Consider the following 19,849-nt stretch of genomic DNA (forward strand, 5'->3'; position numbering starts at 1 on the left):
AAAATGCGCACAAGCAGCATGGTCCAAGAGAAAGAATCAGGGAACTGCGAGGTTGGCATTCGAAGGAACTCAGGCAGGATTGTGATCAGGACGGGTGGTCCAGCCGTTCATGGCTGGATCGGCGCAGCCGACAAGACCCGTCACCATACGCGTCCAGTTGTACTCACCGCATGAGACGAAATTGTGGCCGGATGGCGCTGCTTCTTGTGAGCTGCGCTCACCCAGCCATGAACGGCTGGGCCACCCCGTAGGGTCCGCTGTGCGGACCGTGAATGGGGTCACGGCTCGATATCAGCGATCGAATTTGTAATACATGCTCCACACGTTCTTTGATTCTCGACCGCATTGATGGTCCGCACAGCGGACCCTACCCGGCGAGGCGTTCTTCGACCATGCGTCGGTTATTGGGGAGGCGTAATGCTTCGACGCCGCGTTCGGCGAAGATCTCGGTGATGTGCTGGTGGCAGGTCAGCAGGAGGATCTGGTGATTGTTGCCGGCGAATTCGAGGATCGCGTCGACGGCGGTTCCGGTGCGGTCGCGGTCGAAGTTGACGAAAACGTCATCCATGACCACGGGCAGGCGAATTCCCTTTGAGGCGAACTCTTCGATCATCGAGAGTCGCAGCGCCAGGAAGAGCTGCTCGCGACTGCCATCACTCAAGTCTTCCACTCGCCAGCTCTTGCCGTGAGAGTCTTCAACGGAGATTTGCTGAGTTCCCATCGGCACCCAGATCTTGCGATAACGCTCGTGGGTAAACTTCGACAACAGGCGAGAAGCGGACATCAGTGTGCCCGGCTGGTAATCGCGTTCGTAGCGGTGACGAAGCTGTTCGATCGCCATCTTCGCCCAGTGGCTGCCGAGCCATTTTTCGAGGACTTCCTGGATCTCGCTGTCGACCTGTTTGAGTTGGAAGCGGAGATCGGTCTCCGTGCGGTCGTGCTCCATCTGCGTCATCTTCTCGACGACGCGACCCGTCTCGCTGTGGGTCTTATGAAGCTGCTCGCCGATTTCATCGAGTTCCATCGTCAGCATTTCGACTTGCTCACGGTTCGCTTTTGCGTCGTAATGATGCAGGTCCTCTTCGACGATGGCGAGAGTCGGTTCGCTCTCTGCGACGCGTCGCAGCTCTTCTCGGGCTTCGTCGAGGCGTTGCATGATGTCATCGCGACGAGAGAGTTGAGAGATCAGCGATTCGAGTTGACTGCGATTCTTGATGCGGTTAACCGAAAGAAACTGATCGCGTTTACGCACCGCAGCAGCCAGCTGCAGCTTGATCTTACGGCGCAGCTTGAGCGATTCGTTCCAGGTCTTCTTCTGGCTGAGGAGTTCACGTCGGCCGTCGTTGTAGCTGCCGAGTTGATCTTCCCACAGAGACAGGGTTTCAAGCATGTTCGACGAGCGCGACATATCCATGCCGACTCGACGAGAGAGCATATCGAGACGTTCGCGAAACGCAGCCAGAGACTGCTTCTGTTGTTCGATTTCTTTGAGGCCGAGCTGCCAGATGTCTTTCTGCTTGCTGGCTTCGTAGGCACGCTGCCAGACCGCGAAAGCTTCTTTGACTTTGACCGTTTCTTCGAGACCAATCGACTTCAGGGTATCGCACCAGGCCTGTCGCTTGAGATTCTCTTCGCGTTGATACGCAGGCTGTTTGCCGCGTAACGCAGACAGACGCTGACGGGCCTTCGCGAGCCATTCTTCATAGGTCGCGAGTTTCTGAAGTTCGTTGAGCTGACCAGCGGCTTCACGCAGGAGGCTGGCTTCGCCGAGGGCAGAACCAGTCGGGCCGACGCGACGCTGAGTCATCGTATTGGGCAACCATGGATAGTCGCGGCTACGGATCTCGTCGAGTTGTTGACGGACCTGGCCGAGTTGAGTATCGACTTGCTCGGCTTCCTGGTGGATCGACGTGACCTGATCCCGCATGTCGGATTCATAGTGTCGACGCAGAGCCCAGGTCAGGCCGCAGCACATGACGCCGGTGAGGGTGTAGATCGCGCCGATGATCCAGGCGGTTTCGACGGCTTTGTACAGACCTGCGAAGAACAGGAAGATGCCGAAGCAGGCAAAGGCCCACAGCATCGTGTACGCCCACCACGGGAGATCGATCTTGGTCCGCAGGCGGGTGATCTGGTTGTGAAGCTGGCGAGTGAACTGCTTGAGTTCGGACTCTTTCAGACGCAGCTTGCCGAGTTCTTCCAGGTCGGCCATGCGCTTCTGACAGTCGCTGATGGCTTTGGGGAGTGACTCGATGTTGAGCTGTTTGAGTTTGTCTTGAAACTCGTTGAGCTTGCGTTGGGCGCTTGTCGAGAGGGCGTCGTACTTGCGTTCGTGACGTGTCTTGCGAGCGAGGCCACGTTGATAAAGCTGAGCGGCGTTGACCAGTCGCAGGTGGGCATCGGGTGTCGTCTCGACTTGATCGAGACGGTGAATGCTCCACTTGGGGCCAATCTCGCTGATCTTCTGTTCGAGTTCGTTCTTGACCAGAGAGGCATCCGCCTGCGATTCGCCGAGGCGACGTTGCGCGTCTTCGACCCAGCTGCGTTGATCGAGCAGTGCCTGGATGCTGACGATGTTCTCTCGCAGCTTGGGACTGAGCCCCATCTGCCCGCGACGTTCCTTGATGCCGCGCAGTTCGCGGTCAATCGTCTCGAGTTCACGTTCGACTTTTCGGACTTGGGCATCGAGATTGTCATAAAGAGCAATCGCGTTTGAAGGCAGCGTGCGTGGATCGGGCATCTGCTTCATTTCAGCAGACAGCTGGCGTTCGCGTTTCCATGGGCCGTAAAGTCTGTCGAGGTGACGATAGCCCGTGAGATCTTTCTGCAGCTTCGACTGACGCTTCTTCAGCTCGATGACTTCGATGTCCGCTTCTTCCTGGCGATCGGCGAGGAGGCGGTATTCGCCGAGGCGATCGGGCAGCGACTTGATGCGCTTCTGCAACGTCTCGCGATGAGTCAGCAGATCAATGAGACGCCCGCGATGACCAGCCGCATCGTAGAGCTTGCCGTGGAACTGCTCGGAGAGTTGTTGCACCTTGAGGAACTGTTTCCCCTCGGGTCCCAGTGACAGTCCGTAAATGCGCTGCGAGACTTCTTCGTTCTTGAGTGTGCCAAGTTCCTGGAGTTCCTTCAGACCGACGGCGTAGATCGATTCGAAGAGATCGCCCGTTGTCGCAGAGAGGAGGTCATCGAGGCTGCGCTGGGAGATGGTTCCTTCGGGAAGGTCATCGACTTTGATGGTCTTGGTATTCGTCGCGCTATCATCCCAGCGACGAGCGACGCGGTGCATCTTGCCACGGGCTTCCAGAGAGACCACGCCAGCGCGTAGCGTCTCATTGCCATAGCGAGAGAGCATCCCCGGGTCGTGCTTGGGAAGCTGCCCATACATCGCCCAGCGGATGAAGCGCAGCAGGGTCGACTTGCCCGCTTCGTTGGGGCCATAAAACAGACTCACCCCGCCCGTGTTCAAAGACAGGTCGAGGTCACGCCAGATTCCAAATCGTTCGATTTGCAGTCGTGAAATTTTCACGCGGCCACCTCCTCGGCTGCCTGGACAAACCAGTGTGTTCCATAGTTAACGGCGAACTCGATCAGCTTGTCCGCGTTGATCTCTTTCATCCGGGAAGCCAGCTCGGGCGGCAGGCTTTCGGACCATTTCGTCAGATGCGATTCGAAGGCGGCGATCTCGTCCGGAAAGAACTCTTCGGCCAGCTTCAGGTACTCAGTCGCGAGCTGGTGTCGATCGAGCAGCTTGGGGAGACGCAGCTCGTCGGAGGCAGAAAAGTGATGCCAGACCTTGCAGCCGGTTGGACCGCGGAACGAGAGTCGGTCGAACGAGAAGACTCCCGCAGGCTGGTAACGCTCGGCTTCCGAGTAAGACTTCCGCTGTCTGGCCAGACGGGACTTCATGCTCTCGCGAGCCTGGTTATCGTCGTAGCCGACCAGATCCCATTGGCAGATCACCAGCTTGCAATCCTGATGAACCTTGAGGCCATCGAGTTGTTGCTGCATCGTGCTCAGCATGATGGTTTCATCCATGCCCGCATGCTGGCGGATCGTCATGTGCTCGCGTTGAACGACATGACAGGGGATGAAGGAGACCCGGACATCTTTGTGTTCATCGACGACGATCAGCGAACAACCGGTTGGACCGGTGTGATGTCGGCTGACTCCCTGGAGAGGACCCGAGATGATTTCTTCGATCGTCTGACCAGCTGACTGCATGACGAACTCATCGCCGCAGCGGATGATGAGGTCGGCGGCCAGTTCGTCATTGGGCGAGGCATGAACTTCGCCGGGCGTTCCCTGCTGGATGAGAATCGAAAACAGGCTGCTGCCGGTCACGCGGAGGTGGGCAGGCTTGTCGTAGAGACCTTGTGGCGGATCGAAGCGGTACGACTTATCGCCGTGGGATGGCTGTCGGAAGCTGACGCTGGCGAGCTTCTGGCGGTCTTTTTCGATGGGCAGAGGCTGCTTTTGGAACGGCGACATCAGCGTGACGGCACCGTGTCCCAGCCAGGGACCATCGCGCAGAATTTGCTGGGTCTTTTCTTCACACGAAATATAGACCGCGATCTCTTCTTCCCGCAGCACAGTCAGGCCATCACGCAGACGGGCCAAGCCGCGGAGCGTCGGGGCCGTTTCGCCGAAGATCGCGCCTGTGAAAAGAACGACATCGACATGATGTTCGATGGCGGCTTCGATCGCGTGATCGAAGGCATGGAGGGTCGCGTCCTGGACCAGTTCATTATGAACGCCGGGCAGACCCAACAGGTCTCCCAGGGCCGCATCCAGCCGCGGTGCATGCACATGCAGCAGCCGAAACGACTCGTATGACATCACGGACTCCCTTCCGTTGCGCTTACGTTATCGGCCCGTGAGGGGCCGTTTTTTATTGATCTGTGTGTGGGAATTTCCCACGAAACCTGTCCGTCGTTCGACGTCCACGTCTTGGACAAACAGGTCAGACGTCCTGCAAAAAACGAGAGCGGAGGACCGCCATCGTGATCGCGAAACGTCAATGCGCCGCACTCTAACTCATTTCAGGTCAACGTGCCTAGCCCATTTTGCAGATCTTACAACGGACGTCGCTAACTCAATCTTTTGCATTGATCGAAGACAATGCTTCCAAGGCTTTTTCGCGAGCTTCCTGGTGATTGACAATCGGGGCAGGATAGTTAATTCCCAGCGAAACCCCTGCTGCGTCGAGCTCTCTGCTTTCTGCAGACGATGGATCGTGAATGACATCATCATCCAGACCGTTCAGCTCTGGTATCCATTGACGGACGTAGTCTCCGGATGGATCGAACTTCTGTCCCTGCGAGGTCGGATTGAAGACTCGAAAGTAAGGAGCCGCATCAGCTCCGCAGCCTGCTGTCCACTGCCACCCCAGCGTATTATTTGCCAGATCAGCGTCGATCAGCGTGTCCCAGAACCACCTTGCGCCGTCGTTCCAGACGATCCGCAAATCCTTCGTCAGAAACGATGCGACGATCATGCGGACCCGATTGTGCATCCAGCCGATTCCCCACAACTGCCTCATTCCCGCATCAACAACCGGAAAACCGGTCATCCCTTTCGTCCAGGCAGCGAGACCTTGTTGATCTGTCTTCCAGGGGAACTGCTTGAACTTTTCTCGCAGAGGCTCGATCGTCGTTTGAGGGAAATGGTACAGCAGGTGATAGGCGAATTCCCGCCAGACAACCTCGCTCAGGTAGACATCAGCCGCAGATTTCTTCTGTTTATTCGGCGCCCCAAACTTTTCGACGACGGCATGCCAGATCTGACGCGGACTGATGATTCCCTGCGCCAGGTAAGGCGATAACCTGGACGTTCCATCCAGATCAGGACGGTTTCGATCTTCATCATACGACTGGATCGCCTTCGTCAGGAATCGCTTGAGGGTATTGCGAGCACCGTTCTCACCGGGTTCCCAGTAGGCTCTCATCTCTTCGGCCCACTTGATTTCAGGCTCTAAGCCGAGGTCATCAAGTTTTAACGATTTAGGCCATACACCCGGACCGACTGCTTTTTCAGGTCGCGGCAAGGGTTTGGCGGGCGGTTCTCGGTCGAGCAGACTCCGCCAGAACGGAGAATAGACCTGATACGGAGCATTCTGACGCGTCTCGATTTCCCAGGGTTCAAACAAAAGCGCTGAATTGAAACTCTGGTAATGCACGTCGATGTCATCGAGAGCGGATTCCACTTTAAGATCGCGCTCGATCACGGCAGGCTCGTAGCAACGATTCCAGCAGACCAGCGTTGCGCCTGTCGCCTCAATGATGGAGAGCAGCTCTTGAACCGTCTCTCCAGCTCGATAGACCAGCTGGAGTCCGTAGTGAGTTCTTAGCTCGGCATCCAGCGTCGCCAGGGATTGATGGATCCACCAGCGCGATGCAGCTCCTGGCTGCCAGGGAGCCTCCTCCTCAGGTGCCCAGATAAAAACCGGGATGATTTCACAACCTAGTTCGACAGCCGCGTGAAATGCCGGATTGTCTTCGAGTCGGAAATCCTTCCGGAACCATAGAATGCACGTCTCTTGCATGCTGGGCTTAAAATCCTGGTGACAATCATGGATGAAGTTAAAAACCATGGAGATCTTAGACATCAGATGCTGCACGGCGACGTTTGATATGTCCATGCCTGAACCAAATGAAAACATTCACTGTGTTCATACGGTCAGACGCAACAGCGATCCCATGGTTTTCTGAACAATCAGTGAAAACACCGTACCAAACCACGTTCATTTTAACTTGCAACTTGGCGACCAGCTCGTTAGCATGTTCCGTTCTCGATTGGGCTGGCGTGTTCATGCGCCAATTCTGCCCTCTTCTATCCGTTTGACCTACTATTTATCCGGCTTCGATCCATGCAAAAAGACATTCACCCCGATTACCACCCTGTCGTTTTCATGGACACCGGTTCTGGCGAGAAATTCCTGACCCGTTCAACGATTCGCAGCAAAGAAACGATGAAATGGGAAGACGGCAAAGACTACCCACTCGTTAAAGTCGATATCAGCGCCTACTCTCACCCGTTCTACACCGGCCAGGTCAAATTCGTCGACACCGCTGGACGCGTTGAGAAGTTCCAGAAGAAATACAACTGGGCCAACAAGAAAACCTAAGCGACAGATTCTGCGACGTTTCGAACGACCAGCGATTTCAGATCCAAGTAGGATTGCATTTGCTGGTCTGTTTTGAAACACGGCGAATTATTTCATACATCAAAACGCTACGCCTTCTTCATCGAAGACGTAGCGTTTTTTGTTGACCGGGAAACACAACCTTCTGCTGTTCACTACTGACCAGCCCTAAAGCCTTTACTCCACTCCCTTTTCGGTGGCGAAATCTCTCAGCCACTTTATTTGCCCGATGTGATGCTGGCTGTGCCACGCGTAGATGCAGATCGTTGTCCAGAGATCAAAGACCTTCCCGTGTTCGGGGTGAAAATAAGTCCGTTGTAGGTCATCTTCTGACAGCGAATTGATTAGGCACACCCAACGCGAATGAACTCCCTCAAACATCTGTAGGGATGGCTCAACTGGGCTCGTCTTCGTATCGGCCAGCTCGACCCAGGCCCCTTCGGAATACGGCTTCACGATCGGCACCTTCTCCGTCAACGCAAGTTTCATGCGGATAAAAGCCGTCACCTGACTGTCGGCAAGGTGGTGGACGATCTGCCGAATCGTCCAGTTCTTATAAACCGTCTCCAGCTCAGACTCCGTCAATCCACTGATCAGCTCCCTCAGTTCCCCGGGCGAATCCGCGAGAACCTTGGTCATCTCCAGCCGGGCCGCATCGCTGTAAGGAGTCGGACTGAAAGCACCAACGGGATTGTCAGGTCGATTCATGGGGGTCTCCAGAAATGAGGGCCAATCAAGGTGAAGCCTGAATTCACGCCAGATGATTTTGGATCTCATAGGCGTGAGTGTTGGCAGGACAATTCATCGACATTGCTTGGAGATGTTGGGTTCATAGACCAGGTTTTGATGACAGGATTGTCACAGTGAGTTGCTCGATGCTGCCATCGGCGATTCCCTCAAGAATTGTTTTCGGAGCTTCAAAGCGCCAGTTCTCGCCGCTTTCATGAGAATATGAGAACTGAAATTCATTCCGTTTGGGGTTTACTCGACCGCCAACCAATGAGCCAATCTGAATTGAATCCCCAAAGTCAACTTCTTCTCTCGATGCCAGTGCGTCATGAATCTGTTTTAGAGCAAGTGACATATCGGCCTTCAACAGCGGAGTCACGGGCACCTTCGCCACCCTTTCAGCCTGAGCATGGCAGAGCAATTCCGTCGGAAACGAGACAATCTCAGCATCTCGAACACCACGTTGGAAATCGACATATTCTTCCATTCTCCGATATTCAAAGAACGAACGAATTGCTTCGACTCCTCGTCTTGGATCAACGAAATTTGAAAGCGGCGCAGTCCGTTCACCGGTCAATGCAGGATATGTTCGCACTCCCTCAGAAACATCAGGATCATACGAGACCGAACAGATACCAGTCGTTTTCACATGGCAAAGCATGACAAGACCGCGAACGGCTACAACGAGAATTCGGGCATCATCCTCGCGAACGAGCAGCAAAGGCTCGTTCCACTTTTCCAAAACTGACTTTGCAAACACAGCTGAAAATTCTTCAAAACTAGAATTCTCGTTCAGTAACACCTTTCGCCGATAGACTTTCATATTTCCTTCCATAATTCCCCAGCCTAAAGTCTGTAACCACCGACTATACAGGAAAACGTCCGTCGTTTATATTTTATACCATGCAAACGAACTCCACCCACCTGTCGTTTCACTTGTAGCTCCGCTCCAGCGATTGCTTTCCGCTGCGTGCACCGTCCTTGCTTGGACGTATCCCAACGACATTTCTGACCTGCTCTGCTTCCTACAAAGGCGACTGCCATGTTTCCAAGTCTTGAAACCAAATATCAGCGTTTCCTCGAACTCGAACTCAAGCTGCAGGATCCTGAGATCCTGTCGAACCAGACGAAGATGCTCGCCATTCAGAAAGAGTATGGCGGACTGCAAAAAGTGGCAGCCGTCATGAAGGGATATCACAGCCTTCTCGACGACATCGAAGCGGCCGAGATGATGATTGAAGAAGAGAAAGACCCGAAGTCACGCGAGTACTTTGAAGTCGAACTCGAAGGCCTGAACACCAAAATGGAGGCGATGAAAACCTCCCTCGAAGACATGGCGACCGCGGGCGATTCCATTACCCGCGGCGGGTTGATCATGGAAATTCGCGCTGGCACCGGCGGCGAGGAAGCGGCCCTGTTTGCTCGCGACCTGCTCGAAATGTATTCCAAGTACATCGACATGCAGGGCTGGAAGAAAGAACTCCTCGACCTCTCGCCAGCCGACATGGGCGGAATCAAGGAAGTCGTCCTCTCGGTCACAGGAGACGGCGCTTACCACCGCCTGCAGTTCGAATCGGGCGGACACCGCGTCCAGCGCGTTCCCGAAACCGAAACGCAGGGACGCATCCACACCTCCGCTGCAACGGTCGCAGTCCTTCCGGAAGCAGAAGACGTTGAAATCGAGATCAAGGAAGAAGATCTCCAGATCGATACATATCGGGCATCAGGTCCCGGCGGCCAGAAGGTCAATAAGACGGAATCCGCCATCCGCATCACGCACGTCCCGACCGGAACTGTCGTCACCTGCCAGGATGAAAAGAGCCAGCACAAAAACCGCGCGAAAGCGATGAAAGTGTTGAAAAGCCGGATTCTCGAAGTCAAAACTCGCGAATCCGAACAGGCCCGTTCCGCCCAACGACGAACCCTCATCGGCACCGGCGACCGCAGCGAACGCATTCGCACTTATAACTTCCCACAAAGCCGGATCACCGACCACCGCATCGGCCTGACCGTCTACAAACTCGACCAGGTCATGCTCGGCAACCTCGACGAACTCATCAACGGCCTCCTCGAATTCGACCGCCAGGAACGCCTCAAAGGCGACTTCGCCGCGAATTGACAAGATTTTCGCCACAGAGAACACAGAGTTCACAGAGGAAAGAAGAGGATCCTACCCGATGCCATTCTCTTATCTGCGTCAATCTGTGTTTATCTGCGGTTCAATTCTCTCACGCTCGCTCCTCTGAGATCTCGGTGCCCTCTGTGGCAGAATCCCTCCCCCAGACTGTTTCAAGTCCGAAAACCGTTAGAATTGCATCCGACTCCTCTGCAAGGCGTCTGCTTCCAGAATCCGGTTTGTTTCCAGGGGGCGTCACGCCTAAAATAGACCCGTCCCAACCACCGGGCCTGAGCAGAGGAACTTCGTGATGTCGCCATCGTGCTACGACGATCGGTCCCTTCCTGACCGTGGCTTTCAGCCACGCTCGATGCCCAGGCTGTCTCGCCTTCCCAACACAGTCTCTGCCTGCCACACAACCCATGCCCACCACCTCCACGAGTCGCGACTCTCGACTCCCCTCGGCCAATGAGGGTTCGCTGGAGGTCTATTCACTGTCCGCCGTCGATCTGACATCGTTCGGACGCCTGCAGGATCTGCTTTTGTACCAACTCTCCGGACGAAAAGACGGTCAGGCGGTCCTGCTGCTCTGTGAACATCCGCCGACGATCTCGATGGGCCGCGAAGCCAGTCACGCCCAACTCGCTGAGACGACCGAGGATCTCCAAAAGAATTACATCCCCGTCCGCTGGCAAAACCGCGGCGGCAAGGCCTGTCTTCACCAGCCTGGCCAACTCAGTGTTTGCCCCCTCTTCCCGTACAAACGACGAGGCGTCGGGCTTTACGAATTCTCCAACCGTTTAGAAAGCCTGCTTCTGGACGTCTGTCGAGAACTCAAAGTCGAAGCAGAGCGAAAATCCGTTGGCGAAGGGCTCTGGACTCCCTCTGGACAGATTGCCTGGACAGGACTCGCAGCCCGCTGGGGACTGACATTCCAGGGCTGTTTCCTCAACGTCGACAACGATTTAGAACTCGCACGACTGGTCACCAACGACCAGAACAGTAACAATATCTCATCGCTGGCCATGCGACGTTCGCGTCCAATATCGATGGCCACCGTCCGCGAGTCGGTCATTCGTCATTTCGCCCAGGCCTTTGGCTATGACGAAGTCCACCATTACTCGTCTCACCCTGCACTCTCTCGCTCCAAGCAGACCGTCCATGCATACGCTCGACATTCTTGACCAGTCCAAATCATCGTCGTCCTCTTGTGGAACCGCTGGCACACCGGCTGGTGGTCACTGCGGGTCCGCCACGCCGATCAACTATCAGCGACGCCTCCCCAAGTGGTTGAAGCGTCCTCTGCCCAGTGGCCAGATGCAGTTCACCAGCCAGGTTATCGAAGACCTCCGTCTGGAAACTGTCTGCGAATCCGCGAAGTGCCCCAACCGCACGGAATGCTGGTCGCACAAAACTGCGACCTTCATGATCCTCGGCAACGTCTGCACCCGCCCCTGCGGCTTCTGCTCGGTTCCCAAAGGCAAAACAGAAACCGTTCAGGCTGATGAGCCAGAACGCGTCGCTGAGGCGACCAAGCGACTCGGCCTCAAGCACGTCGTCATCACCTGCGTGACTCGCGACGACCTCCCCGATGGCGGAGCAGAACACTTCTACAACACGATCCTCGCTGTCCGCGAAAAGACGGGTGCTGCGGTCGAAGTCCTGACCTCCGACTTCCGTGGCAATCGTCGCGCGATCTCACGCGTGATCGAAGCCCGCCCCGATGTCTTCAATCACAACATCGAAACCGTGCCACGTCTGTATACCCGCGTCCGACGCAACTCCGACTACCAGCGTTCCTTGAACCTCCTCAAACAGGTCAAAGACGAAAACCCCAGCATCGCCACCAAGAGCGGCATGATGGTTGGCTTGGGCGAAACCTTCGACGAAGTCCTCGACGTCTGCTCCGACCTGCGAGCCCACGGCGTCGAGATGTTCACCATCGGCCAGTACCTCCAACCGACCGCAGAACACCTGCCCGTCGACCGCTTCGTCCCGCCGGAAGAGTTCGACATGTACGCCGACCAATGCCGCAAACTCGGCTTCTCCCTGGTCGCCAGCGGCCCCTTCGTCCGCTCCAGCTACCACGCCGGAGAAATGGCCGCGGTGCTCGGCAAAGAATAGACAAGCTGCATTTCGTCCCTTCTCCCTTGAGGGGAGAAGGTGTCAGCGCTTCGCTGACGGATGAGGGTGGGCGATAGGCGAAGGCAGACCTCCATTGCTCAACCCGCAACAGGCAAAGCACCTCCCCCCACCATGCCCCAACCCCTCGACCACTGGGAACCCATCCACGTCCCCGTCCTGGACGTCCCCGCCGACATCCCCATCACCGTCAGCCTCTGGTACCTCGACCCCGGCAGCCAGATCCGGGAAGGGGAACGAGTCGCCGAGCTTTCTTTCCCAGGGATGATCCTCGAAGTTTACTCGCCGACCGAAGGTCGACTCGCGTTAATCAACCGCCATCCAGGCAAGCAGGTGGTGACCGGCGATGTGCTGGGCTGGGTGGAACCGGGATAACTACTGAGCTTACTCAATAATCCGCTTCCAAATGATATCAACCCAGTCACGACGGCCATGAAGAATGGCGGTGATCGTGATCACCTTTGGGTCGACCTGAAAGAAAATCAGATATTGATCAGCAGGCTTATTTGCTTTGTAGATTCGAGTATCTGCCGGCAGCCGCGAATTTCTGATACCGATGTGTGGTCGCTGTGTAATAAAGCGAATCGATTCAATGATCGCGTTCGTCACACGGATGGCTGACTCCGGGCGATCAACCGAAATGAACTCTGCGATATCGAACAGATCCTGATCGGCTTCGGGAGAAATGCGAAACGACTTCATCCCTGCTGCCGTTCATGAAACCGCCTCATGATGATCTCTTGCATTTGATGAGACTTTTGCTGCAGATATTCTTCAGTCAACTCGATAGCCTCACCCGCGGAACCTGCCTCTCCACGTTGTCTGACGAGTTCCGCAGTGTGGGGATCGCAAAGAAACTGATCGATCATCAGTTGATCTAGAGCCGCTTCAATAACAGCTTCCCGAGTAGCGAACTCGCCGCTAGAGACTTTTTGCTCAATAAATGCTTCGTAGTCTTGATGAAGTGAAGGCATCTTTAGTTATTTCCGCTTTCAGAAATGAACGATTGAAAAAGCGAGTCCATTTCTTCGAGTGTGTACTCCTCGCCCTCACCACGGTCAAGCTCATCTACACCTTGCATAACGTGAGCGATAAGTTCTTCATCAAGCTCGTTATGCAACTGCTTGAAACCCTCCTCGTCGTATTCGATCACATCGCCCTGATCGAGCGCTTTCAGACGCTCTGTCAGAAAACCTTCCAGCTCAGCATTCTGCAATAAACTCTCAACCATCAAGCGTTCGACAGCCGCCTCCAGAACCTGCTGTCTGGAAGTGAATTCCCCCTGATCGACAACCTGCCTGATGAACTCCTCATGATCCTGACTCAGAATATCCATAGCACACCAGATCGACGTTGATGACGTTTAGAAAATCACACTCTCAATCATACATGTGCATCCAACCCTCGTCAAAAACCTACCCGATGACCCCCGTCTCCGGACTGCTCGCCGTCGCATAAAGCTTCTTCGGAATCCGCCCTGCCAGGTAGGAACGTCGTCCCGCTAAGCAGGCATCGCGCATCGCCAGCGCCATCAACTTCGGCTCGCGACAGGACGCAATCGCAGTGTTGAGCAGCACGCCATCACACCCCAGTTCCATCGCCGCCGCGACATCGCTGGCTGACCCGACGCCCGCATCAATGATGACCGGATAATCCGGATCGCCATCCTTCAGATACTCCAGGCAGATGCGAATGTTATTCGGGTTGAGCACGCCCTGCCCCGACCCGATCGGGCTACCAGCCGGCATGACCGAAGTCGCGCCCAGTTCTTTCAAACGCTTCGCCGTGATGGGATCATCCGTCGTATAGACCAGAACCTGAAACCCCTCTTTGACCAGCTGCTCGGTTGCCTGCAGCGTCGCCAGCGGATCCGGCAGCAGCGTCTTCTTATCCCCCAGGCACTCCAGCTTGACCCAGTCCTTGCCAGGGTTGTCGAGCCCTTCGAGAATCTCGCGCCCCAGTCGCGCGACGCGGACTGCATCCTCTGCGTTGAAACACCCTGCCGTGTTCGGCAGGATCGTATAACGATTCAGATCGATGTAGTCGAGAATGTTCCGCCCCTCAGCATCAATCAGTCGCTCGCGTCGGACCGCGACCGTGATCACTTCCGACCCGGAAATCTCCAGGCAATCGCGCATCATGTCAAACGTCGAGTACTTCCCCGTCCCGACGATCAGTCGAGAGTTCAGCTTATGCGTTCCCAAAATCAGCGGCTTATCAACCATTATAATTTCTCTTTTTAGTAGGGTGCTGGTGAGTCTTCGAACCGCACCAAATACGTGTTCAATTTTAATCGCGATCAACCACCACCAACCAGCGTCACAATCTCCAGCGAATCCCCCGCTTCAACCGTTACTTCGCCATGCTGACGTCGTGGCACGAGCATCTTGTTCCGCTCAACGGCACAAAACTGCGGATTGATCCCCAGCTGACGCACCAGCCCCTCGACCGTCATCGGCCCGTCCAGCTCCTTCGGCTCTCCGTTAATCACCACCTGCATGAGACATCTCTTCCTGCAAAATCCTGCTCGAAACCAAACCCTACTATAGAGCGTTCGACTCCCCTCGACAATTCCCGAACCCGTCAACGCACCAAACAGAATGCGAACCACGGATAAACACGGATAAACACAGATCAGAAAGTGCATCACTCATGATTTATCTTCATCTGCGTCCACCTGCGTTTATCTGCGGTTCTAATGCCCTCTCCCTTTGCCTTATCTGTGCTCCTCCGTGCCCATCCGCGGTAAGCTCCCGTTCCGAGGTTCCATCCCGTCGCACGTCCCTTATACTCAAACAACACACATTCCCCTCTCGCCCCAGCGCCTAACGCCCAACGCCTAGCGCCTTCTCCAAAGGAACCGATCCATGTCCGACCAGCCGCTCAAAGGCATGAAAATCCTCACCTTCACTGGTGACTATTACGAAGACCTCGAACTCTGGTACCCGAAGTACCGCCTGATCGAAGCCGGAGCCGAGGTCGTCGTCGCGGGACAGGAGAAGGGGGTCAAATACGAAGGCAAAAACGGCTACCCCTGCATCAGCGAAGCCAAGATCGACGACATGAAATCGACCGACTTCGACGGCGTCCTCTGCCCCGGCGGTTTCATGCCAGATAAGCTGCGTCGCGATCCCAAGGTCCTTTCCCTGATCGCGGAGTTTCATGAACGCCAACAACTCGTCGCCGCCATCTGCCACGGCGGGTGGATGCCGATCTCTGCGAAGGTCTATAAAGGCATCCGCGTCACCGGTTCCCCCGGCATCAAAGACGACCTCATCAACGCCGGCGCCATCTGGGAAGACCACGAATGCGTCATCGACCAACACTTCGTCTCCAGCCGAAAACCCGACGACCTCCCCGCCTTCTGTAGAGGGATGATTCAAGTTTTGAATTCTCAAAAGTCTTAGGCGAGCGGGGGGTGTCAACCCCCTGTCCCCTGTGCTCACAATAAAGATCGCCACGGGGAATACGCCTTAAGCATCACTCTCATCTCTTCTCCCTCACGACTCACGACTAATACCACATGACTCGCCAACACCTCCCCTTCCTCCTCCTGGGCTTCCTCTGCTTCCTGCTCGTCGCCTTCACCAGCGACCCCCTCAACAATTACCCCTGGATGCTCGAAGGCCCCGGCCTCACCCTCGATGAATCCTTCAACGTCCAGCAGGGCGTTTACCTCGTCGAAGTCACTCGTCAACTCGGCCCCTTCGCCCTCTTCCCCGAAAACGTCGGCAGCGTTTTCAACACCGAAAATGGCTTCCTCCCCGACCACCCGCCTCTGGGACGCTGGTGGCTCGGCCTCTGGCATCACGCCACCTGGATGCTTTCGACACCCGAGAAGCCCGAAACCACTCAGATCGTCATCGCCTGCGGACGCGTCGGCTCAGCAGCCGCCTTCGGAATCTCAGTCGCTATCATCGGCATCTTTACCACACGCTGGTTCGGCGTCACCTCAGGCCTCCTCGCAGCCCTCTCATACGCCTGCATGCCGCGAGTCTTCGGCCATGCTCACATCGCCTCTCTCGAAACCATCCTCAACCTGACCTACTTCCTCGCCGTCGCCGTCATCGTCGACCAGTGGAAAGACAAAGCCCCCAGCTGGAAAACCGCTCTCTGGACCGGCTTCTTCATGGGTCTGGCCATGCTGACCAAAATCCAGGGCTTCTTCATCCCGATCCCGGTCATCCTCTGGGCACTCACCCGCTATCGCGTGGCCGCGATCCAGCCACTCCTCGTCTGGGGCGTCACCGCCTGGGTCGTCTTCTTCATCAGCTGGCCCTGGCTCTGGCTCGATCCCATCGGCCACACATTGGAATTCCTCGGCAGCTCCACCGACCGCGCAACCCTCAACGTCTACTACCTCGGCCAGATCTTCACCGACAAAGCCGCCCCCTGGCATTACCCCTGGATCACAACCGCCGTCACACTCCCGCTCTTCACGCTCTTCGCGTCTCTCTTCACCATCGCTTCAAGCATCAAACATCGATTCGCCGACACTCGTCTCATCCTTCTCACCGCCAGTGCGCTCTTCCCGCTGATCGTCTTCTCTCTCCCCGTCGCCAAGTACGACGCCGAACGCCTCTTCCTGATCGCCTATCCTTTCTGGGCCATCCTCGCCGGCCTTGGCTTCGCGACTTTGATCCAACGCCTCCAATGGCAAACCCCGACCATCCGCACCGCGATCCTTGCCACGCTGCTCATCCTCAGCAACACCTACGCCGCCATCTCCCCCCGCAGTTCCCTCGCGTCCCTGAACCTCCTCGGCCAGCCTTTCTCATCGTCTTTCGAAGACGACTACTGGGGCTTCAACCTCACCTCAAGCAGACTCAACCAGATCCTGATGAGCGAAGATGTCAACCACGACCCCGCCAGCTTCGCCATCACCCCCGAACTCCACCAGTTCCAAATCCTCGACCTCAACCAGCAACAGGGCAACCTCCTCAAGCCGATCAAGTTCGTCTCTCTCAACGACCTCAAAACCAACCCCGCCCTCACCAACACGCTCGACGGCCTCATCACCTTCCACCGCAAAGCCAACCCACCCGACTACCAGCAACTCTCCGAGTGGTTCGATATGACATCCAGCCGCAACGACTCCATCTCGAACTACTACCCGATGAAGTAATGCTCTCGTCAGCGTGTGCCACGGCTGTGTCAGCCGTGCCGAACGTCTATCGACACTCAATAAATAAATCTCACGATGAAGTAATACTCCCGAGCTCAACAACAAAACAGAGAGCGCCTTGGCGCGGACGACTTTTCGTACTCTCTTCTCCGCGACCTCTGCTCCCCTCCGCGCCCTCTGCGTTCCAGTCTCTCTTACATCCGGGCCGTCTTTTCCGGGTGCCACTGGCTACGCCAGTGTGTCTTACCGCCCAACCCCTCGACCCAACCGCCACCGCTCAAACAACAACACATCCATCCGCAGATCATGCGGGTTCTGATACTCGTTATCAACCTCACTCACAATCAGCCCGTCATAACGAAACTCTTCAAACAACTCGAACATCGCCATCACAAAATCCCGATTGCAATACATCGGCCGATGCTCTTCTTCGCCACGCACATACCCCGGCAGATGCACATGCCGCAGCTTGTCGACATGCTTCTCCAGAAACGTCCTCGCATACTTCAGCAGATCTTTGAGCGAACAGTCCTCGTGCGTGAATTTCCAGAAATGCTCGACGTCCCACGTCAACCCCGGGTAATGCTCCGCCCACTGCTCGAACTCCTTGGGCGAAAGGCGATGATTCTCCACCCCCAGCCGTAGCCCTGGTTCAAGTTTGAGAATCTCCTCACCATGCCGACGAAACATCGGCTCATGAATCACCATCGCCCGACAACCCAACTCCCGATACAGCTGCACCGCACACTCAATCGCCTTACTCGATACCGCCTTATTCGGAAAGTGCGCGACGTATTTCATCGGATAATACGTCGCCCGCTCGATGATCGTCTCGACCTTCAGCAGCCACTCTTCATTCAGCCAGAACTCGCCACAATGAAAGCCCGCATGAAACGCCTGATCAAAAAAAGAAACGTCCGGCACAAACTTCGTCGCAACGTTCAGCATCATCTCTCCCAGGCGAGCGGGGGATGTGAATCCCCTGTCTTCAATCGTGTCGCAATTCTTACGAGTCCATTTTAAACACCACCTCAACTCACAACCACCTTGCTCAAAGTTTTTTCACCCCAACATCACCCCCGTATTCATCAGCGACACTCTCCGTAGGGTCCGCTGTGCGGACCGTAATTCGCACTCATCCACAAACAAAGAAAGCCGACCCCCTCGGGTCGGCTTCTTCTGCTTTCCAGTGGCACAGGCATTCCTGCCTGTGAGATTCTCGCCTACTGCCTCATCAACGGGTTCGCGACCCCGCCACTCGTCGTGTTCGTCAGATAGTTATCAACGCGAGCAGTCTTCTTGACGTCTTCAAAGATCGTGGCGACCTTCTCCTGAGTCTTCTCTTTTTCCAGTTGAGCATACAGATCGTTCCAGACAGTCTTGATGTCGGTCACAATCGGCTCGGTCTGGCCTTCGCACTTCAGAATGACATAACGATTGACGTCGATCTGAATGAGGCTCGAAATCTCGCCTGCCTTCAGATTAAACGCTGCGTTCTCCAGTTCAGGATTTCCCGAGTGACGCTGAATCGGCGGAATCGAACCACCGAGAGCGCGTGAGTTAGGATCGATCGATGTCTCGCGAGCCAGTCGCTCGAACTCTTCAGGATTCCGGCTCGCCTTCTCCCAGATTTCGTTGGCACGACGGATATTGTCGAGCATGATCATGCGACTGCGAACGCGCGGGCCATAGTTACGAACAAACGCCTTCTCCATATCCGCATCACTGACAACCACTTTATCGCCAGCCAGTTTCTCAAGCGCCAGCTTCGGCCAGATGATGTCCTTGCGATACTGCTCCGGCGTAATGCCACGCTCGGTGGTCAGCATCTGATACCACATATCAACGCCCAGATTAAATTCCTTGGCGATCTTGACGATTTCCTGCTGAACTTCCGCTTCAGAAACAACAATGCCGCGCTTCTGAACTTCCTGTTGAATGATCGTGCGGTTGATAATGTTGTCGAGAACTTCGCTGCCAATTCGCGAGAAACACTCCGACGCCACAGCATCATAAGAGATGAACTGGTCGTTGACCTTCGCCAGTGCCTGCGTCGTCGGCTGAGCAGCGACAGGCGTCCCGCTCACTGCCTGACCAGTCGTCGCCTGAAGATTCTCCGCTTTAAAAACCTGCCAGATCACCCCACCAGCCACCAGAATGACCAGCGTTCCCGCAACCGTCGGGATCCAGGACCCCTTCCGGGCTTTCTTGGTATAGCTCCCAGCCACTGGGGCCGCAGAGTTCGTTGCATCATCGCCTTGTTCGTAAGTCTGGCCGGCGTAGTCAGCTTGCTCTTCCGAGTGAGTCCATTCACTCATGATCAAAGTCTCCGTTTGAGAGGGGGGAAATGCGGGTGATTCAACAACCCGGCCAGGATTTTTGTTTGAGTATCCCTTCTCCCCGAGGGAGAAGGTGGTCGAGTCTTCGAGACCGGATGAGGGAAATCCACAACCGCTCTGAAACTCAATGATTCCATCGCGCTAAAGCTCAGTCGTCCCACGACCGATCTTCCGCGCAGTCACAGGCGCCGCGCGGCTTATACAACAATTCCAAAATTCAGGTCAACTCCTGTTCTTTTTTCTCAAGTCCG

The 19,849-nt window shown here is 55.6% G+C and carries 19 protein-coding genes; 7 read left to right on the top strand and 12 right to left on the bottom strand.

Going from position 1 to position 19,849, the window contains the following annotated elements:
* Positions 1–367: 367 nt before the first annotated feature.
* The 3 genes from SH248x_RS16360 to SH248x_RS16370 all read right to left on the bottom strand — a co-directional run bounded on the left by SH248x_RS16360 (position 368) and on the right by SH248x_RS16370 (position 6,547).
* Positions 368–3,532: an AAA family ATPase gene (locus SH248x_RS16360; protein WP_459555372.1), complete on the bottom strand. Its 3,165-nt coding sequence runs from the start codon at positions 3,530–3,532 to the stop codon at positions 368–370.
* Positions 3,529–4,842 (bottom strand): hypothetical protein, encoded by a 1,314-nt coding sequence (locus SH248x_RS16365; protein ID WP_459555373.1) that lies wholly within the window; start codon positions 4,840–4,842, stop codon positions 3,529–3,531. The genes SH248x_RS16360 and SH248x_RS16365 overlap by 4 nt, the downstream gene beginning before the upstream one ends.
* 256 nt (positions 4,843–5,098) lie before the next feature.
* Complete coding sequence (locus SH248x_RS16370; protein ID WP_459555374.1) at positions 5,099–6,547, bottom strand: cryptochrome/photolyase family protein; 1,449 nt, start codon at positions 6,545–6,547, stop codon at positions 5,099–5,101.
* A 324-nt stretch (positions 6,548–6,871) separates the two neighbouring features.
* On the opposite strand from SH248x_RS16370, the gene SH248x_RS16375 reads away from it, so the two are divergent.
* Positions 6,872–7,129 (top strand): 50S ribosomal protein L31, encoded by a 258-nt coding sequence (locus SH248x_RS16375; RefSeq protein WP_459555375.1) that lies wholly within the window; start codon positions 6,872–6,874, stop codon positions 7,127–7,129.
* 195 nt (positions 7,130–7,324) lie between these two features.
* Here the strand turns inward: SH248x_RS16375 and SH248x_RS16380 are convergent, their stop codons facing one another.
* Complete coding sequence (locus tag SH248x_RS16380; protein WP_459555376.1) at positions 7,325–7,855, bottom strand: DinB family protein; 531 nt, start codon at positions 7,853–7,855, stop codon at positions 7,325–7,327.
* A gap of 121 nt (positions 7,856–7,976) precedes the next feature.
* The gene (locus tag SH248x_RS16385; protein ID WP_459555377.1) at positions 7,977–8,699 is read right to left on the bottom strand and encodes a hypothetical protein; all 723 of its coding nucleotides are present in this window, start codon (positions 8,697–8,699) and stop codon (positions 7,977–7,979) included.
* A gap of 219 nt (positions 8,700–8,918) precedes the next feature.
* On the opposite strand from SH248x_RS16385, the gene prfA reads away from it, so the two are divergent.
* The 4 genes from prfA (at position 8,919) to SH248x_RS16405 (ending at position 12,509) form a co-directional block, all read left to right on the top strand.
* Positions 8,919–9,995 (top strand): peptide chain release factor 1, encoded by a 1,077-nt coding sequence (gene prfA, locus SH248x_RS16390; RefSeq protein WP_459555378.1) that lies wholly within the window; start codon positions 8,919–8,921, stop codon positions 9,993–9,995.
* A 419-nt stretch (positions 9,996–10,414) separates the two neighbouring features.
* On the top strand, positions 10,415–11,176 hold the full coding sequence (locus SH248x_RS16395) for a lipoyl protein ligase domain-containing protein (protein WP_459555379.1): 762 nt from the start codon (positions 10,415–10,417) through the stop codon (positions 11,174–11,176).
* Positions 11,154–12,116 carry a lipoyl synthase gene (lipA, locus tag SH248x_RS16400; protein WP_459555380.1) on the top strand — a complete coding sequence of 321 codons (963 nt, stop codon included), beginning with the start codon at positions 11,154–11,156 and terminating at the stop codon, positions 12,114–12,116. The genes SH248x_RS16395 and lipA overlap by 23 nt, the downstream gene beginning before the upstream one ends.
* A gap of 132 nt (positions 12,117–12,248) precedes the next feature.
* Positions 12,249–12,509, top strand: a complete 261-nt coding sequence (locus SH248x_RS16405; RefSeq protein ID WP_459555381.1) for a biotin/lipoyl-containing protein — start codon at positions 12,249–12,251, stop codon at positions 12,507–12,509.
* A 9-nt stretch (positions 12,510–12,518) separates the two neighbouring features.
* Here the strand turns inward: SH248x_RS16405 and SH248x_RS16410 are convergent, their stop codons facing one another.
* The 5 genes from SH248x_RS16410 to thiS all read right to left on the bottom strand — a co-directional run bounded on the left by SH248x_RS16410 (position 12,519) and on the right by thiS (position 14,634).
* The gene (locus SH248x_RS16410) at positions 12,519–12,836 is read right to left on the bottom strand and encodes a type II toxin-antitoxin system RelE/ParE family toxin (RefSeq protein ID WP_459555382.1); all 318 of its coding nucleotides are present in this window, start codon (positions 12,834–12,836) and stop codon (positions 12,519–12,521) included.
* Positions 12,833–13,108, bottom strand: a complete 276-nt coding sequence (locus SH248x_RS16415; protein ID WP_459555383.1) for a hypothetical protein — start codon at positions 13,106–13,108, stop codon at positions 12,833–12,835. The genes SH248x_RS16410 and SH248x_RS16415 overlap by 4 nt, the downstream gene beginning before the upstream one ends.
* 2 nt (positions 13,109–13,110) lie before the next feature.
* A complete protein-coding gene (locus SH248x_RS16420; RefSeq protein WP_459555384.1) occupies positions 13,111–13,470 on the bottom strand; it encodes a hypothetical protein in 360 nt (119 codons plus the stop codon).
* 79 nt (positions 13,471–13,549) lie between these two features.
* Positions 13,550–14,359, bottom strand: coding sequence for a thiazole synthase (locus tag SH248x_RS16425; RefSeq protein WP_459555385.1), 810 nt, complete (start codon positions 14,357–14,359; stop codon positions 13,550–13,552).
* A gap of 74 nt (positions 14,360–14,433) precedes the next feature.
* Positions 14,434–14,634 (bottom strand): sulfur carrier protein ThiS, encoded by a 201-nt coding sequence (gene thiS / locus SH248x_RS16430; RefSeq protein ID WP_459555386.1) that lies wholly within the window; start codon positions 14,632–14,634, stop codon positions 14,434–14,436.
* 367 nt (positions 14,635–15,001) lie between these two features.
* Between thiS and SH248x_RS16435 the strand changes: the two genes are divergently transcribed.
* A complete protein-coding gene (locus tag SH248x_RS16435) occupies positions 15,002–15,541 on the top strand; it encodes a type 1 glutamine amidotransferase domain-containing protein (protein ID WP_459555387.1) in 540 nt (179 codons plus the stop codon).
* Positions 15,542–15,657: 116 nt separating this feature from the next.
* Entirely contained in the window at positions 15,658–17,259 is a 1,602-nt protein-coding gene (locus SH248x_RS16440) for an ArnT family glycosyltransferase (protein WP_459555388.1), read from the top strand.
* 243 nt (positions 17,260–17,502) lie between these two features.
* Here the strand turns inward: SH248x_RS16440 and SH248x_RS16445 are convergent, their stop codons facing one another.
* Both SH248x_RS16445 and SH248x_RS16450 read right to left on the bottom strand, forming a co-directional pair.
* On the bottom strand, positions 17,503–18,210 hold the full coding sequence (locus tag SH248x_RS16445) for a hypothetical protein (RefSeq protein ID WP_459555389.1): 708 nt from the start codon (positions 18,208–18,210) through the stop codon (positions 17,503–17,505).
* 272 nt (positions 18,211–18,482) lie between these two features.
* Positions 18,483–19,577 (bottom strand): peptidylprolyl isomerase, encoded by a 1,095-nt coding sequence (locus tag SH248x_RS16450; RefSeq protein WP_459555390.1) that lies wholly within the window; start codon positions 19,575–19,577, stop codon positions 18,483–18,485.
* Between the last annotated feature and the right edge of the window lie 272 nt (positions 19,578–19,849).

The organism is Lacunimicrobium album (assembly GCF_052161635.1).
Classification (GTDB): Bacteria; Planctomycetota; Planctomycetia; order Planctomycetales; family Planctomycetaceae; genus SXPC01.

What these genes read in the sequence shown, in the direction of transcription:
- SH248x_RS16365 (WP_459555373.1), bottom strand. Translation starts at nt 4,842, where the DNA reads ATGTCATACGAGTCGTTTCGGCTGCTGCATGTGCATGCACCGCGGCTG.
- SH248x_RS16370 (WP_459555374.1), bottom strand. Translation starts at nt 6,547, where the DNA reads ATGCAAGAGACGTGCATTCTATGGTTCCGGAAGGATTTCCGACTCGAA.
- SH248x_RS16375 (WP_459555375.1), top strand. Translation starts at nt 6,872, where the DNA reads ATGCAAAAAGACATTCACCCCGATTACCACCCTGTCGTTTTCATGGAC.
- SH248x_RS16380 (WP_459555376.1), bottom strand. Translation starts at nt 7,855, where the DNA reads ATGAATCGACCTGACAATCCCGTTGGTGCTTTCAGTCCGACTCCTTAC.
- SH248x_RS16385 (WP_459555377.1), bottom strand. Translation starts at nt 8,699, where the DNA reads ATGAAAGTCTATCGGCGAAAGGTGTTACTGAACGAGAATTCTAGTTTT.
- prfA (WP_459555378.1), top strand. Translation starts at nt 8,919, where the DNA reads ATGTTTCCAAGTCTTGAAACCAAATATCAGCGTTTCCTCGAACTCGAA.
- SH248x_RS16395 (WP_459555379.1), top strand. Translation starts at nt 10,415, where the DNA reads ATGCCCACCACCTCCACGAGTCGCGACTCTCGACTCCCCTCGGCCAAT.
- lipA (WP_459555380.1), top strand. Translation starts at nt 11,154, where the DNA reads ATGCATACGCTCGACATTCTTGACCAGTCCAAATCATCGTCGTCCTCT.
- SH248x_RS16405 (WP_459555381.1), top strand. Translation starts at nt 12,249, where the DNA reads ATGCCCCAACCCCTCGACCACTGGGAACCCATCCACGTCCCCGTCCTG.
- SH248x_RS16410 (WP_459555382.1), bottom strand. Translation starts at nt 12,836, where the DNA reads ATGAAGTCGTTTCGCATTTCTCCCGAAGCCGATCAGGATCTGTTCGAT.
- SH248x_RS16415 (WP_459555383.1), bottom strand. Translation starts at nt 13,108, where the DNA reads ATGCCTTCACTTCATCAAGACTACGAAGCATTTATTGAGCAAAAAGTC.
- SH248x_RS16420 (WP_459555384.1), bottom strand. Translation starts at nt 13,470, where the DNA reads ATGGATATTCTGAGTCAGGATCATGAGGAGTTCATCAGGCAGGTTGTC.
- SH248x_RS16425 (WP_459555385.1), bottom strand. Translation starts at nt 14,359, where the DNA reads ATGGTTGATAAGCCGCTGATTTTGGGAACGCATAAGCTGAACTCTCGA.
- thiS (WP_459555386.1), bottom strand. Translation starts at nt 14,634, where the DNA reads ATGCAGGTGGTGATTAACGGAGAGCCGAAGGAGCTGGACGGGCCGATG.
- SH248x_RS16435 (WP_459555387.1), top strand. Translation starts at nt 15,002, where the DNA reads ATGTCCGACCAGCCGCTCAAAGGCATGAAAATCCTCACCTTCACTGGT.
- SH248x_RS16440 (WP_459555388.1), top strand. Translation starts at nt 15,658, where the DNA reads ATGACTCGCCAACACCTCCCCTTCCTCCTCCTGGGCTTCCTCTGCTTC.
- SH248x_RS16445 (WP_459555389.1), bottom strand. Translation starts at nt 18,210, where the DNA reads ATGATGCTGAACGTTGCGACGAAGTTTGTGCCGGACGTTTCTTTTTTT.
- SH248x_RS16450 (WP_459555390.1), bottom strand. Translation starts at nt 19,577, where the DNA reads ATGAGTGAATGGACTCACTCGGAAGAGCAAGCTGACTACGCCGGCCAG.